The organism is Anaerocolumna sp. (assembly GCF_032079385.1).
Taxonomy (GTDB): Bacteria; Bacillota; Clostridia; order Lachnospirales; family Lachnospiraceae; genus Anaerocolumna.
The window spans coordinates 23,340-39,596 of the sequence record NZ_DAMAUC010000028.1 but is presented as its reverse complement, the minus strand read 5'-3'; the positions used below and the strand labels follow the sequence as shown (position 1 = coordinate 39,596).

At 35.3% G+C, this 16,257-nt stretch carries 15 protein-coding genes; 10 read left to right on the top strand and 5 right to left on the bottom strand.

Annotated elements, in window-relative coordinates:
* Positions 1 to 114 precede the first annotated feature (114 nt).
* From RT261_RS17800 to RT261_RS17790, 3 genes are all read right to left on the bottom strand, one after another.
* The gene (locus RT261_RS17800; RefSeq protein ID WP_313134445.1) at positions 115 to 546 is read right to left on the bottom strand and encodes an Hsp20/alpha crystallin family protein; all 432 of its coding nucleotides are present in this window, start codon (positions 544 to 546) and stop codon (positions 115 to 117) included.
* Between the two features lie 159 nt (positions 547 to 705).
* Positions 706 to 1,047: a cation-transporting P-type ATPase gene (locus RT261_RS17795; protein ID WP_313134444.1), complete on the bottom strand. Its 342-nt coding sequence runs from the start codon at positions 1,045 to 1,047 to the stop codon at positions 706 to 708.
* Between the two features lie 316 nt (positions 1,048 to 1,363).
* Positions 1,364 to 1,684, bottom strand: a complete 321-nt coding sequence (locus RT261_RS17790) for a hypothetical protein (protein ID WP_313134443.1) — start codon at positions 1,682 to 1,684, stop codon at positions 1,364 to 1,366.
* 395 nt (positions 1,685 to 2,079) lie between these two features.
* Between RT261_RS17790 and RT261_RS17785 the strand changes: the two genes are divergently transcribed.
* From RT261_RS17785 to RT261_RS17775, 3 genes are all read left to right on the top strand, one after another.
* Positions 2,080 to 3,039, top strand: coding sequence for an ABC transporter substrate-binding protein (locus RT261_RS17785; RefSeq protein ID WP_313134442.1), 960 nt, complete (start codon positions 2,080 to 2,082; stop codon positions 3,037 to 3,039).
* Between the two features lie 238 nt (positions 3,040 to 3,277).
* Entirely contained in the window at positions 3,278 to 4,210 is a 933-nt protein-coding gene (locus tag RT261_RS17780; protein WP_313134441.1) for an ABC transporter permease, read from the top strand.
* Positions 4,210 to 5,004: an ABC transporter ATP-binding protein gene (locus RT261_RS17775; protein WP_313134440.1), complete on the top strand. Its 795-nt coding sequence runs from the start codon at positions 4,210 to 4,212 to the stop codon at positions 5,002 to 5,004. The genes RT261_RS17780 and RT261_RS17775 overlap by 1 nt, the downstream gene beginning before the upstream one ends.
* A gap of 95 nt (positions 5,005 to 5,099) precedes the next feature.
* Here RT261_RS17775 and RT261_RS17770 read toward each other — a convergent pair whose 3' ends face one another.
* Together RT261_RS17770 and RT261_RS17765 are read right to left on the bottom strand one after the other, a co-directional pair.
* Positions 5,100 to 6,269 (bottom strand): cation:proton antiporter, encoded by a 1,170-nt coding sequence (locus tag RT261_RS17770; protein ID WP_313134439.1) that lies wholly within the window; start codon positions 6,267 to 6,269, stop codon positions 5,100 to 5,102.
* A 2-nt stretch (positions 6,270 to 6,271) separates the two neighbouring features.
* Positions 6,272 to 6,610, bottom strand: a complete 339-nt coding sequence (locus RT261_RS17765) for a hypothetical protein (RefSeq protein ID WP_313134438.1) — start codon at positions 6,608 to 6,610, stop codon at positions 6,272 to 6,274.
* A gap of 258 nt (positions 6,611 to 6,868) precedes the next feature.
* Between RT261_RS17765 and RT261_RS17760 the strand changes: the two genes are divergently transcribed.
* The 7 genes from RT261_RS17760 to RT261_RS17730 all read left to right on the top strand — a co-directional run bounded on the left by RT261_RS17760 (position 6,869) and on the right by RT261_RS17730 (position 15,870).
* Entirely contained in the window at positions 6,869 to 7,897 is a 1,029-nt protein-coding gene (locus tag RT261_RS17760; RefSeq protein WP_313134437.1) for an HD-GYP domain-containing protein, read from the top strand.
* Between the two features lie 160 nt (positions 7,898 to 8,057).
* The gene (glnA, locus tag RT261_RS17755) at positions 8,058 to 9,389 is read left to right on the top strand and encodes a type I glutamate--ammonia ligase (RefSeq protein ID WP_313134436.1); all 1,332 of its coding nucleotides are present in this window, start codon (positions 8,058 to 8,060) and stop codon (positions 9,387 to 9,389) included.
* Positions 9,390 to 9,434: 45 nt separating this feature from the next.
* Entirely contained in the window at positions 9,435 to 9,971 is a 537-nt protein-coding gene (locus RT261_RS17750; RefSeq protein WP_313134435.1) for an ANTAR domain-containing response regulator, read from the top strand.
* Between the two features lie 72 nt (positions 9,972 to 10,043).
* Positions 10,044 to 10,877 (top strand): diaminopimelate epimerase, encoded by an 834-nt coding sequence (dapF, locus tag RT261_RS17745; protein ID WP_313134433.1) that lies wholly within the window; start codon positions 10,044 to 10,046, stop codon positions 10,875 to 10,877.
* On the top strand, positions 10,870 to 12,084 hold the full coding sequence (locus tag RT261_RS17740; protein WP_313134432.1) for an LL-diaminopimelate aminotransferase: 1,215 nt from the start codon (positions 10,870 to 10,872) through the stop codon (positions 12,082 to 12,084). Before dapF ends, RT261_RS17740 begins: the two co-directional genes overlap by 8 nt.
* A 418-nt stretch (positions 12,085 to 12,502) precedes the next feature.
* The gene (locus RT261_RS17735; RefSeq protein ID WP_313134431.1) at positions 12,503 to 13,498 is read left to right on the top strand and encodes a S66 family peptidase; all 996 of its coding nucleotides are present in this window, start codon (positions 12,503 to 12,505) and stop codon (positions 13,496 to 13,498) included.
* A gap of 56 nt (positions 13,499 to 13,554) precedes the next feature.
* Positions 13,555 to 15,870 (top strand): LTA synthase family protein, encoded by a 2,316-nt coding sequence (locus RT261_RS17730; protein WP_313134430.1) that lies wholly within the window; start codon positions 13,555 to 13,557, stop codon positions 15,868 to 15,870.
* Positions 15,871 to 16,257 lie beyond the last annotated feature (387 nt).

The following is a 16,257-nucleotide window of genomic DNA, read 5'->3' as shown; positions in this document are numbered from 1 at the left end:
GATTAAAAATACATATTGATAAAATCTTTTCTCGAAAAGGATAACTGCATAAAAAAAGGGCTGCTGCAAAGTTTGCAACAGCCCTTTCTTATAGGAGATTATTAAAAGTTCTTATTATTCAATAGGGATATATTTCTGTTCTTCTATATTATTTTGGTTATTTTCCTTTGGGAATACAACGGATAAAATACCATCCTTAAAGGAAGCTTTAAAATCTTCTTCTTTTAAGCCTTCACCTACGTAAAAGCTTCTCTGGCATTTACCGCTATAACTTTCTTTGCGAATATATTTTCCTTTTTCATCTTTTACTTCAGTGGAAGATTGTTTATCCGCAGCTATTGTCAAATAACCATTGTTTAATTGCGCCTGTATATCTTCTTTCTTATAACCCGGCAATTCAACCTCAAGTTGATAATCGCTTCCCAGGTCTTTTACATTGGTGCTCATCCATCTGGAAGAAGATACGTTGAAAGCGGATGGAAAAGAAAACATATCATCGAAAACATTGTCTACAAATTTGTCATTAAAAAGTCTTGGTAATAACATATACATTCCTCCTTGAAATTTATTTATGAAGCTTGCTAATTCATAAGTTTTATTCTATTTGTTCTATATGTAATATAACATCTAAAATTAGCGCTGTCAAGAGGTGAGTGCTAATTTCACAAAAAATTCACAATTAAAAAGCTGCCGTAAACTATTATTCTAAAGCACAAATCGATGCTCCTGCCAAAAGCTAAAAACACCATTAATGATAGTTACCATGAAAATAGCAATACCTAACTGGGGCATATCCGCGAAAATCGCCACGGTACCACCAATCCATAATAAAATCGCCATTAAGTGGGTAAAGTTACTAAGAAAGATTAGCAGCGAAGATTTTTTCTTCTTTTCTTCAATTAAATTCTTACCCTGTTTTTTCTGCCTTTCTTCTGCTTCCGTGTGTGAAAGGCCCTCCGGATTTGTTCCAAGTGCCTTATAAACTTCAATAACAGGAAGTTTAAATATTAATTCTTTTGCATTTGAAGCCATGTCTTTACTACTCAATTTTCACCAATCCTTCTTTCTATAATGTAAAAAAGTTATGCCTTAACTTAGAAAACAAATGTGGATTATACTACTTTAATTTTGGGATTACAATTGATATTAAGAAACCTTAACACAATCTTTATATCCTTAGAAAACCGTGCGTAAATACTACAATATTGATATGGTGTAGTTATCTTTGGCTTAAAAGAATTTTTTCATTCATATGGAAGTGGTATAGAATGTAAAAGAATTTTCAAAGAGAGAACATTCCTGAAATAACAAAGATATCTCCCATAACAGACAGGAGATATCTTTGTTTTTATAATTGAACTGACTATTCTTTTTCTTCTTTAATTTTAAGATAGATACTTGTAAATATTTCATACATTTTTTCGTATTCATCGTTGCTTATTATTTGACGTTTAACGGAATATTCACATAAGAAACTGGAATATGCCACAAATTTAATAAACTGGGCAAGTAAGTTATATCGTTGTGTTTCATAATATTTTTTTATAATATCGTAATTATACAGGGTTATTTCTACAACAGTACTATCTGCTATATTATCAAGAACTTCTTGCATTTTATCAAATTTTGATTCTACAAATAATTCTTTTAAGTCTGTATTTAGATTATTAATTTCTTCAGTCAAGTTATACCTTCTTTCTATTTATATGTATATAGAGTATAGCAATTTGCCTATCCATTATAACATATCAGTTTCCTATTTGAAACAAAAATAAATCGGAATAAAACAATGGCTTAAGTAAAACTTAATTGCCGAAAAAGGAATTGACAAAAATAAATTTTTATAGTACACTTTATTAAGTGAAAGCACTAAAGCTTTAAAGCGGCTATGTGCTAAAGATAAGGATATTGGGATAATAACGGTTGTGCTGTTGAACAAAGTTGCTGTCCTAATTAAAAGGTGCTAAAGCACCAGAATCGAGGTTAGGTTGAAAACAAGTTTTCAACCCGGCAAATTGTCCTGGAACACAATTTGCTATGGTTATTAAGAAGCGCTAAAGCGCTAGAATCGAGGTTATTATGAAAAAAGGGAATAAAGCATTGGTAATTTTATCAGTCTTAGGATTAATTGGTACAGCACTAACAGGCTGCGGTAAGAAAGATGGGGTATTCAATATAGGTGTAAGCCAGTATGTAGAACATGCTGCATTGGATGCATCTTATAAAGGCTTTGTGGATGCGTTGGCAGAAGCCGGATATGTTGACGGTGAAAAGATAAAGATAGATTATCAAAATGCCCAGGGAGATCAATCCAATACCAATACCATTGCTACTAAATTAGTAAATGATAACAATGATTTAATATTGGCAATTGCAACACCTTCTGCACAAGCAGTTGCAAATGCTACGAAAGATATACCGGTATTAGTAACAGCTGTTACAGATCCCTATGATGCAGGTTTGGTAGAATCCAATGAAGTACCTGGAGGAAATATATCTGGAACTTCTGATTTAACTCCGGTTCGAAAACAATTTGAATTATTGACACAATTACTACCTAATGCTAAAAAAGTTGCCATTTTATATACATCAAGTGAAACCAATTCTAAAGTACAGGCACAAATGGCAAGAGATGCCGCAGCAGAATTTGGACTGGAAACCCTAGATGCCACCGTATCCAATACAAACGAAATACAACAAGTTGTGGAATCTTTAATTGGAAAAGTGGAGGCGATTTATGCTCCTACGGACAATTTAATTGCAAAGGCAATGCCAACTGTTGCCATGGTTGCAAATACCAATGAGCTTCCGATTATCTGCGGTGAAAAAGGTATGGTAGAAGCAGGTGGATTGGCTACATACGGAATAGATTATTATGAACTTGGTAAATTAACCGGTCAGCAGGCAGTTCAAATTATTGAGGGAAAAGCAACAGAAGACATGCCAATTGGATATCTGGCCGAAGAAAATTGTGAATTGACAATTAATGAAGAAGTTGCTAAACAGCTTGGTATTGAAATTCCCCCAGACTTAAGATAAATGGAAGCTTAAAATAAATGGAAGCTTAAAATAAACGGAAGATTAAAACAAGCAGAAGCCTAAAACAAGCAGAATTAAATAGAACTTGGTTCAATAAATTATATATTGGATTGAAAAAAGATTTTGCATTGCAAAGTCTTTTTTCGCCGTCTTATAGAAATAAAACAATAACAAGATGATTTTAGAATATAAGAGATACAAAATAAAGCGGTATGATAGCTGCAGAAAAGAGGCAAATATGAACTTATTACTGTCAATATTAAGCGGAATGTCCCAAGGATTATTCTGGGCTATTTTAGCATTTGGAATATATATTACATTTCGTATATTAAACTTTGCAGATATGACTTGTGAAGGAAGTTTTGCAACGGGAGGAAGCGTTTGTGCATTATTAGTGGCAGGATTTAACTGGAATCCGTTTTTAAGCCTGATTGTAGCAACACTGGCTGGAATGGCGGCAGGTGCTATAACCGGGTTGCTACATACAAAATTAAAGATACCTTCCATTTTAGCAGGTATTTTGACTATGATTTCATTATATTCTATAAATTTAAGAATTATGGGTCAATCCAATACACCGTTTTTACGTGATAAAAGAACGATTATTACAATGATAAAAGATTTATTACCACCGGCAAAAGAGTTAGGCATGAAAGATTCCACCTTGCAGATTTTAGTTGTCATAGTACTAGGTGTTTTATTCTCTGCTCTTATGATTGTATTTCTATATTGGTTCTTTGGGACAGAGATTGGCTGCGCTATTCGAGCTACTGGTAATAATGAAGCAATGGTGAGGGCACAGGGTGGAAACACCAATAAATACATTATCATAGGATTGGTAGTTAGTAATGGACTTATTGCTTTATCCGGAGCTTTGGTTGCACAAAGCCAGGGATACGCAGATGTAACCATGGGAGTTGGAGCGATTGTAATTGGTCTGGCCTCTATTATTATTGGTGAAGTGATATTTCACAAAAAGATATCTTTTGCTCACAAATTAATAGCCATTATAGTAGGTTCTATCATATACCGTATTATAATTGCAATTGTGCTATATATAGGATTAGATACCAGTGATTTAAAACTTTTAACTGCAATTGTTGTTGCCATAGCCCTTTCTATCCCGGTGATTAGAAAGAAAAAAGTTGTAGTGATACAGGAGGAAGACTAATGCTTAGAATAGAAAATGTATATAAAACATTTAATCCTGGAACCATCAATGAAAAAAGAGTTTTAAAGGGATTAAGTTTACATCTGAATCCTTCTGATTTTGTGACCATTATTGGGGGTAACGGTGCCGGCAAATCAACTATGTTAAATATGATCGCAGGTGTACATGTACCTGATGCTGGCAACATCATATTAGATGGAATCAATATAACCGGAATGCCGGAATACGAAAGAGCAAAATATTTAGGCAGAGTATTTCAGGACCCTATGATGGGAACTGCCGCCAATATGGAGATTCAGGAAAATCTTGCCCTTGCTTTCCGTAGAGGAAAAGGGCGAGGCTTAAAATGGGGAATCTCCAAGGAAGAAAAAACAAAATATACAGAGGCTTTAAAAATTCTGGATTTAGGATTAGAGACAAGATTAACATCCAAAGTTGGACTTTTATCCGGCGGACAAAGGCAGGCACTAACTTTGCTTATGGCTACTTTACAAAAGCCAAAGCTGTTATTATTGGATGAACATACGGCGGCTCTGGATCCTAAAACCGCCAATAAAGTACTGGAAATAACAGAACATATTGTAGAAAGCAATAACCTTACTGCATTAATGGTAACCCATAATATGAAGAATGCAATTCAGTATGGAAACCGCTTAATCATGATGCATGAAGGGAAAATTATATATGATGTTTCCGGAGAAGAAAAGAAAAATCTGAAAGTAGCAGATTTATTAGCCAAATTCGAAAATGCAAGCGGTGGTGAATTTGCAAACGATAGAATGATTCTTTCTTAATATAGAAGTAAAACATATAGAAATCCTTTACTTATTAGTACCCTTGTTCTGTATATAGACATAACAAAACAGGGGTATTATATTTATTAAAAAAGCTATTTAATTTCGCCAGCTTTTTTAAGTGCTATCTTAGTAATTACCGGCCCTATTAATTCATATATAACAGTACCACATAAAGTAATTGTTTTAATTTGATTACCATATTCAGGTACAACAGTCATGGCAACAGATGCAAGACCGATAGCAACTCCTGCTTGAGCAATTAACGTGTATCCTAAATATTTCTTAACTACATATTCAGCTTTGGATATTTTAGCTCCCAATGCAGCACCTAAAACTTTTCCAATCATACGGAAAATTATATATAAAGCGCCAATGAAACCAACTGTTGGTAGAATACTTATGTCAAGTTCTGCTCCGGATATAAAGAAAAATAACATAAAGATTGGCGGTGTTACTCTGTCTGTCTGTTCAAAGACGATATTGCTAACATTAGAAATATTTACATAAACTGCACTCATTGCCATACAGGCTAATAATGCTGAAAAACCAACCATATTGGAAATACCTATACAGAGCAAAACCATTGCAAATGTAACAGACAGGCGATTTCCGCGCCCTGTAAACCATCCTGTAAGATATTTTATAATAACACCAAGGATTGCACCAAAAATTAAGGCACCTACTATTTCAATTACTGGTTCCAGTATTGTTGCAGTTAAAGAAACCGCTTCTTTGGAATCAATGGTTTTCGCAATAGCTACTGATAAACCAAATGCCATAAGTGCTACGGCGTCGTCTATAGCAACTACGGGAAGTAACGTATCAGTTACCGGCCCTTTTGCTTTGTACTGTCTTACAACCATCAAGGTTGCTGCTGGTGCAGTGGCCGCTGCAATTGCACCTAATACAATGGAAAATGCCACTTCATTTCCTGTTGCAATTAAAATAGTATCAACAAATAATACTGCGCCAAATGCCTCAGTTATAGCTATTATAATTGGTGTTTTTCCAACTTTTTTTAAATAGGATAACTTAAATTCAGCTCCGATAGAAAATGCAATAAATCCAAGGGCAATTTCAGGAATAATAGAAAAACTTTCAATAACCTCTAAAGGTAATAAGTTTAAACAATAAGGCCCGGTTATTAAGCCAATAATTAGATATCCCGTAACATTAGGAAGGTGAATTTTTTTCATTAATTTGCTTGAAAGCAAACCGAGTAATAAAGCTATAGCCAAATAAGTGTAAACATTTAAATCCATTTCTATTCACCTAATCCTTCCACATATGTTATTGGAATAGAAAACATAATACCTGTATTTGGTGTGCTTAAGTCACCAATAATACTTTTTATAGTATTTCTGGTTACCATTACTTGTTCATCCTTTAATACAAACATTAAGACTTTAGTTTCTTCTTTATCTGTATCATCTACAATATGTCTTAAAATTCCGAATATCGGCAAATCTTCCATGTTAACAAGTGCATTTGCCATTCCGGTACCATCTAAAATAGTACCACCTTTTACACCACATTCTGCCAGCTCTTTTAAAAGTTTATCCATCAGGTCCACTTTTTTTAAAATTAATATTAATAGTTGCATATAAATCCATCCTTTCTTTTATATTTTACAACTTTAGTATAATATACCTGTTAAAATTTAATGTCAAGTTTTTAGATTTGTTTGATAATCATATATTTACTAAATATCAATAATTTGCTTAATTAAAACCAATTAAAATGTATTTAAAAAAATGTACCATTATTTGACTTTATATGATATAATGTATCAGTATTCGTGTTTTTAAACACGAATAAATATAAATTCGACAAACAAACGAAATTTGGAGGAAACATTAGAATGAGATTTCTTTCAATAGATAAAGCATTACCGGGAACTAAATTAGCTAAACCTATTTATGGGGCTCATGGACTTGTTTTAGTTCGAGAAAATTTTGAGTTAACAGAAGGAATTATATGCCGGTTAAAGGGACTTGGCTATCAAGGTATTTACATTGAAGATGAGATATCGGAAGATATTGTGCTTAATGATATTGTTAATGATGAAATCAGGCTGGAAGCAGCATTCCGACTGGAAGAGATGTTACGGAATAAAGGGAACATAGATACATTAAAGCCCTTAATCTCTGAGATAGTAGAGTCTGTCATTGAGAACAATGACGTAGTCATTAATTTAAACCGGTTGTGCGGACATCATCAATATACTTTTATACATAGTGTGAATGTTGGAATTCTATCCACCTGTATTGGTGCCAAGATGAAGTTTAACCGAAGAGAGCTGATCGAATTAGGTACTTCCGGTATGCTTCATGATGTTGGAAAGAAATACGTACCTTTGGATATACTTGATAAAAAGGGAAAACTGACGAAGGAAGAATTCGATGTGATTTTAAAACATCCGGAAAAAGGATATGACATGCTGTCAAGCTATTATGACCTTAGTTCCACAACTAGAGTTGGTGTTTTACAGCATCATGAAAGATTTGACGGTTCCGGTTATCCAAGAGGCTTAAAAGGTGAAGAAATATCATCCTTTGGCAGAATTCTTGCGGTAGCGGATACCTATGATGCCATGACCTCTGACCGTTCTTACCGGAAGGCATTTGGCGCTTCGGAAGTTTTGGAATACTTGCTGGGAACCGGAAATGTAGGATATGATTATAATATCGTAAATCATTTTACAAAATGCATTGCAGTGTACCCCATTGGAACCTGTGTTATGTTAAGTGATGGAACTCATGGTATCGTTATGCATAATTATTCTGACTGTATCTTAAGGCCGGTTGTTCGTAATATTCAGAATAAGCAAATCATCGATTTAAAAAATGATCCTAGCTATTTAGATGTTTGTATTAATGGTGTTATGTAGTAAATAAAAATAAGAAAATTGATTGACAATAAATAGTAAGATTGTTATCATAAATACAGCATGGCAAAGGTGTTCTGTTTAAGAATTGGAAACCTTTGCTTTTTTCGTATACGTAAATAAATTAGGATAACAATAATAGGGATAAAGGAGCGAAATTATTATGAGGCATTACACAAAACAGGATATTTATAGATTGGTAGAAGAAGAGGATGTGGAGTTTATCCGCTTACAATTTACCGATATATTCGGTAATCTGAAAAATGTTGCAGTAACTACAAGTCAATTGGAAAAAGTTTTGGATAATAAATGTGTATTTGACGGTTCTTCCATAGAAGGATACGCACGTATTGAAGAAGCGGATATGTATCTTCACCCGGAGCTTGATACCTTTGAAATTTTTCCATGGAGACCTCAACAAGGAAAGGTAGCCAGATTTTTATGTGATGTATATAAGCCGGATGGAACACCATTTGAAGGCGACCCCAGAAATATATTAAAAAAGGTTGTAAAAGAAGCGGAACAATTAGGATATGTTTTTGATGTGGGACCGGAATGTGAATTCTTTTTATTTGACCTGAAAGAAAATGGGGAACCCTCCAATAATTCCAGAGAACGAGGAGGATATTTTGATGTAGGACCATTGGATTCCGGTGAAAATGCAAGGCGGGAAATGGTTCTCACATTAGAAGAAATGGGATTTGAAATAGAATCTTCCCACCACGAAGTGGCACCGGCACAGCATGAAATAGACTTTAAGTATGATGACCCCATTAAGACAGCGGATAATATCATGACTTTTCGAATGGCAGTCAGAACCATTGCAAAGCGGCATGGGCTTCACGCTACCTTTATGCCAAAACCAAAGTGGGGAATTAATGGTTCCGGTATGCATATTAATATGTCTATTAAAAAAGATGGAAAAAATATATTTGATGATCCGAAAGGGAAATTAGGGTTAAGTGAAGATGCTTATCATTTTATAGCGGGATTGATGAAACATATGGAGGGGATCACTGCCATTACCAATCCGATTGTAAACTCTTATAAAAGGCTGGTTCCAGGTTATGAGGCACCGGTTTATATTGCATGGTCTGCCACCAGTAGAAGTCCTTTGATTCGGATTCCCTCCTCCAGAGGGATTGCTACCAGAGTGGAATTAAGAAGTCCGGATCCCTCTGCAAATCCTTATTTGGCATTGGCAGTCTGCTTGGCGGCTGGTTTAGATGGCATTAAGAATAAACTTACCCCTCCGGAAAGTGTAGACAAGAATATTGCGGTTATGACAAAGGAAGAGATGGAGCAGTGCAGCATTAAGTATCTTCCTGCCAATTTAAAAGAAGCAACTACGGCCTTAGAGCAAAATGAGTTTATTAAAGATGTTCTGGGTACTTATATATTTACCAGATATGTTCAGGAAAAGAAAGAAGAATGGAATCAATACATTGTTCAAGTATCTCAGTGGGAAGTTGATCAATATTTACATCGTATTTAATAAGAGAAAGCCAATCAGCATAATAAGCGATGGAGGTGATCGGATGTGCTGAGTATTATAGTTGCATTTCCAAAGATAGATGATGCGAAAAGTATAAAAAATACTCTTATTAAAAACGGATTTGAAGTGAATGCTACTTGCACCACGGGAGCGCAGGTAATTAGTATTATAGATGAATTGGATGGAGGTATTATAATTTCCGGATACCGGCTTCCCGATATGTATTTTAACGAACTGAATAATTATCTGCCCAAGGGGTTTGAAATGCTTTTGATTGCATCTCCTACAAAATTGGCAGAAAATACGGAGAGTAATATTGTCTGCCTGAGTATGCCCTTAAAAATCAATGATTTGCTTAATACGCTGCAAATGATGACCTACAACCATACACGGCGTAAGAGAAAAGAAAAGCAAAAGGGAAGAACGGAAGAAGAAAGGGCTGCGATCAACAAAGCCAAGCAAGTGCTTATGGTCAGAAATAATATGACAGAAGAAGAAGCACATCGATATATACAAAAAAATAGTATGGACAGTGGAGTTAATATGGTTGAAATGGCTGAAATGATTTTAAATTTACTATAATTAGAGGGACTTCACATTTCCGACCATTTCTATAATTTTTAAAATAGAAGATATTCCAGATAGGAGGCACACATGAAATTTACCAAGATGCAAGGCTGCGGAAACGATTATGTATATGTGAATTGTTTTAAGGAATCTGTGGAAGATGGAGCCAAAACAGCAATTAAGGTCAGCAACAGGCACTTTGGAATTGGTTCAGATGGGCTTATATTAATTAAACCTTCTGATAAAGCAGACTTTATGATGGATATGTACAATGCAGACGGTTCCCGTTCACAAATGTGCGGCAATGGTATACGCTGTGTTGCAAAATATGTTTATGATTACGGTTTGACAGATAAAAGAAATATATCAATTGAAACAGGTGCAGGTATAAAGTATCTGGATTTAAAAGTAGAAGATGACCATGTGACAGAAGTTACGGTGGATATGGGGACACCCATTACAGCCACTGAATTAATTCCTGTGGTTTCTGACCTGGAAAGTGTAGTTGCTGTACCTGTAACAGTGGGAGGAGTTTCATACGAAATAACATGTATTTCTATGGGGAATCCCCATGCAATTGTGTTTGTAGAGGATACAAAATCCATTGATATTGAAAAAATAGGTCCTTTGTTTGAAAACCATGCCATGTTCCCGGAGAGAACCAACACGGAATTTATTCATGTTTTGGATAGACATACCGTTGATATGCGGGTTTGGGAGAGGGGTTCCGGTGAAACCTTAGCATGTGGAACAGGAGCCTGCGCCAGCGTATATGCCTGTATTTTGAACGGATTAACAGAGGATGAAGTAAAGGTGAGACTATTAGGCGGAGAGCTAAAGATAAAATATGACAGGGATAAGAACACTATATTTATGACAGGGCCGGCAGTAACGGTATTTGAAGGAGAATTATATGTTTAAAATTAATGAGAATTATTTAAAGCTACCCGGAAGCTACTTATTTTCTGATATTGGTAAAAAAGTAAAAGCTTTCACAGAAGCAAACCCTGATAAAAAACTTATCCGTCTTGGTATTGGAGATGTTACCCTTCCGCTGGCGCCGGCAGTAATTAAAGCATTGCATAAAGCAACGGATGAAATGGCAGTAAAAGAAACCTTCAAAGGCTATGCACCGGATCTTGGCTATGAATTCTTAAGAAGTGCCATTGCTGAAAATGATTTCAAAGTAAGAGGGGTTAATATAGCTATAGATGAAATCTTTATCAGCGATGGTGCTAAGAGTGATTCCGGCAATATGGTGGACATCTTTGCTGCAGACAACAAAATTGCAGTTTGTGACCCTGTCTATCCGGTTTATATTGACACCAATGCTATGGAAGGAAGAACTGGTAATTATCTGCAGGAGCAGGGTAAATGGAGCAATATCATTTATATGCCTTGTACGAAAGAAACTGATTTTGCACCGGAACTGCCGAAAGAAGAACCGGATATCATATATTTGTGCTTTCCTAACAACCCTACAGGAGCTGCTATTAATAAAGCAGAGCTGCAAAAATGGGTTGACTACGCCAATAAAATAGGGGCAGTTATTATATATGATGCTGCTTATGAAGCATATATTTCAGAAGAGGATGTACCACATTCTATCTATGAATGTGAAGGTGGGAAAACCTGCGCCATTGAAATCCGAAGTTTTTCTAAGAATGCAGGCTTCACCGGAACAAGACTTGGTTTTACCGTAATTCCAAAAGAATTAAAATGCGGTGAGGTAATGTTAAATAGCCTGTGGGCAAGACGCCATGGTACTAAATTTAATGGTGCTCCTTACATTATTCAGGCAGCAGGTGCCGCTGTTTATACCGAAGAAGGAAAGAGACAAACAAGGGAACAAATTGCCTATTATATGAATAATGCAGAGGTAATCCGTGAAGGTCTAGCTGGGTCTGGTTACAATGTATCCGGCGGTGTGAATGCCCCCTATATTTGGTTGGAAACACCAAAGAATATGACTTCATGGCAATTCTTTGATTATTTATTAAAGGAGGCTAATGTGGTGGGAACTCCGGGATCCGGATTTGGCCCAAGGGGAGAGGGATATTTTCGTCTTACTGCATTTGGAACCTATGAAAATACCTTAGAAGCAATGGAAAGAATCAAGAAGTTGTAATTTGATAAATTAAAAGTATATCTATATATGGAAAAGGGAGTAATCACTGTAATGGAACCAGTGTGATACTCCCCATTTTCAATTAATGAAATATTTATAAATATCCACTATTATGAGAAATAGGGAGCAAATGGTAAAAAACTATTTGGATTATTTGTATAAAAAACAAATCCATTTATGTCATTTTTTGGATGATATTACAATTTATATGGAAATTTCCATGGGATTCATGTATAATGTATTGGTACGGAATATTGGGTTCGTCCAAGGAATACATTTTAAATAGAATATTAGGTAAGTGAGACAAGTTTAGTACAAACTTCAAGACACAGGACTATGTTACATAGTTTCAATTAAGCTAAACTATAGAAAAATATATCTGAAAGGAATGAAATACATTATGTTATACCCGGAATACGTGAAGAAAGGCGATGTCATAGGAATTACTGCTCCTTCAGACGGCAATAAAAAAGAGACGGATTTTGTAAGGCTGGATAATGGTAAGGAACAATTGAAGAAAAGAGGGTATAAGGTCATAGAAACAGCACATGTCCGTACCAGCAACAAGGGCAGAAGCACCGATCCAGGGACAAGGACAAAAGAATTGGAAGAATTAATAGATAATGATAGTGTAAAGTGGATTATATCTGCAAAAGGCGGAGACTTTCTGCTGGAAATGCTTCCTTTGATGGATTTTGACCGTATAAAGGCTAACCCTAAGTGGATACAGGGCTATTCAGATAATTCAGGACTAACTCACACTATAACCACCCATTGTGATATAGCAACACTTTATGGTTGTAATTTTAATGACTTTGGAATGGAGATGTGGCATAAAGCCATAGAAGATAACCTTCAACTAGTGGAAGGAAATATAAATACTATGGATAGTTTCGAGCAATATGAAGACGGTTTTTATGATCGGGTTACCGGATTAGAAGGATATCATCTTGAAAAACCTGTTTGCTGGAGAAATTTACAGGGCGAAGATGAGATCAATATGTCTGGAAGATTATTAGGAGGCTGCCTGGATGTACTGCTTCATATGGTGGGCACAAGATTTGACCGGACGAAGGAATTTATTGAGAAGTATAAAGATAACGGTATTCTCTGGTATTTAGAGAGTTATGCACTGGAAAGTGAAGCTTTAACTTTAGGATTGTGGCATTTAAAAGAGGCCGGATGGTTTCAATATACGAAAGGTTTTATATTCGGAAGACCTGCTTTTTTCGATCAGGATTCTGAGATCTCTTATGATGAAGCAGTTCTGTCTGTATTAGAGGAATTTCATGTTCCTATTATATTAGATGCAGATATTGGACATAAACCACCCCAGATGACTATAGTGAATGGAGCTATAGCTAAGATACACAGTAAAGATGGTAAAGGCACTGTGAGTTATAATTTTATTTAAAAATAAGTTATATTATCTTCTTAGAAGTGGAACAATGGTGATTGGGGGCGCAATTCATGAGTAATAACAATGGGATAGATGGCAAGTACGGCAGGTACGAAAAGGAATCTATCTCCGGTGATAATCCGAAAAAGGATGGATTGACACAAAAGAAAATTAGAATTGAAAAGAATGGCCCAAAAGATAAACTATTTTTAATAATACATAAAATTAATAACAGTAATTTGGTAAAAGAAGTAAAGAAAAATAAATGCTTTAACCGGAAGGAGAAGGAAAATATTAATGAACATGCCTTACATGGAACTATTTTAAATAGTATACGTAATGCATGGAATGGCAAAGAATATTTATTTCAGATAACTTGTTTTTATCAATTGGTCATTATTTATCTTGAATTGATTTTTCACCTTCTCACCTTTCAAAGCTTGAATGGCAAAATACTATTACCTATAGTATTTGCCATACCGGCGGGTGCCGTACTTGGATTTATCAGCGGAATATTTGGAAAACAGTTGAATCAGATACTTATATGGATATTCACTACGGTATTATGTTTGATATTTAGCACCCAGCTGGTATATAACTATGTTTTTAAAACCTTTCTTTCTGTTTATTCCGTCGGGATAGTAGGAAGAGATGTGTTAGAATTCTTTGATCAGATCTTAGCTGCTATTGGAAATAATCTGATTGGAATCTTCTTATTATGTACACCTCTGATTTTCTTAAAAATACTCATGAAAAAGAAGCAGATTGATATGAATAAAAAGCCTATAGGCCCACAAGTTACTGCACTAACTTGTTTTATTGTTGTACATTTTATTGGAGTGCTTATCCTTCCTATCTATGGAAAGGAAACCTATTCTCCCTATGATATATATCATAGAACCTGGGTTCCGGAAATGAGCGTAGAGCAATTAGGGGTGTTAACCAGTACCAGATTTGATGTGAAGCGGTTAATTACTGGAGAAAGTTTTACTTCTTTGGATGCAGATTTATTCTTAGATAAAAATCCTAAGTCATTGGCAGCAGGTGTTAAGGAGAATAAAAAAGATACACTTAATAAAGACAATAGTGAAAAAGATGCAGTAATAAAGGTAAGACCAACACCTACCCCTATTGTTATGGATACCTCCCCCAATATATTGGATATTGATTTTGAAGCTTTGGCAAAAGAAGAAACCAACGAAGCTGTAAAAATGCTGCACCAATATTTTGCAGCTTCAGAACCTACTAAGAAAAACAAATATACAGGAATGTTTGAAGGCTATAATCTGATTATGTTCACCGCAGAGGGATTTTCTCCCTGGGCTGTGGATAAAGAAATCACGCCTACACTATATAAACTAACTCATGAAGGATTTATTTTTGAGAATTTCTATACACCTTTATGGTGGGCAAGTACCATAGACGGAGAGTATGCAGCCTGTACAAGTTTAATACCTAAGTCCGGAGTTATCAGTTTTTATAAAAGCGGAAGCAATGCTATGCCCTTTACGTTAGGACATCAGTTTAACAATAAAGGCTACACCACCCGAGCATATCATAATCATACCTATACTTATTATAAGCGGCATATATCCCATCCCAATATGGGATATGAATATAAAGGAGTGGGAAATGGCCTTGAAGTAACAGAAAGCTGGCCGGAATCCGATCTGGAAATGATAGAGGTAACCATGCCGGAGTATATAGATGACCAGTCTTTCCACACCTACTATATGACAGTGAGCGGACATATGAATTATACCTTTTATGGGAATCGAATGTCTGATAAGAACAAAGAAGCAGTAGCTCATTTACCTTACTCTATGGAAGCCAAAGCCTATATTGCCTGTAATGTGGAATTGGACAGAGCTTTGGAAAAACTGATTAGTGAGTTAGAGGAGAAAGGCATAGCAGATAAAACAGTGATTGCCCTTAGTGCAGACCATTATCCATATGGCCTGGAAAAGGATAAGATTGATGAGCTGGCAGGGCATAAAGTAGAAGAAAATTTTGAACTTTATAAGAATCATTTTATCCTATGGTCCGGAAGTATAAAAAACCCCATCTTCATAGATAAGCCATGCTCCAGTTTGGACATTATGCCCACTTTGTCAAATTTATTTGGATTACCTTATGATTCCAGGTTGTGTATGGGCAAAGATATTCTATCGGATTCTACTCCTCTGATAATGTTTTCCAACCGAAGTTTTATTACGGATAGGGTCATGTATAACAGTAAAACAAAAGATATTATAAAACTGACTGAAGAAGAAATTCCCAAAGATTACATCAGTATTATGAACAAAATTGTAAATAATAAGTTCCTTATATCGGAAAGTATATTAGAAGAAGATTATTATAGTTATATATTGCCTATATTAAAATAAATATTGCTAATAATATAAACACTAACTTATGAAAGGTGATTTGTAAAAATAACAATACGTAAAAATTGCTCTTGAAATATATAATGTTATATGTTAATATAAGTCAACAGCAAAGGCGTTGGATACACAAAAAGACGATACCTTTGCCTTTTTGTATATTTTTAAAATCGATACAAAATAAGCTGTGAAAGAGACTGACCTATGTGGATTGCATTTATAGACAGGAATGGTGTGTCACCGACTGAGAGCATACCTTTGATGATAGACATAGGAAGGAACACTCTGGAGCTCACGGGTTGAATGGGAAGTTAAAACTGACTGTAGTAGGTTCGTGCGTGACACGCGTTAAGTGGAAAGAGAGGAGAATTTTGATTCTCAAAGCGGGTG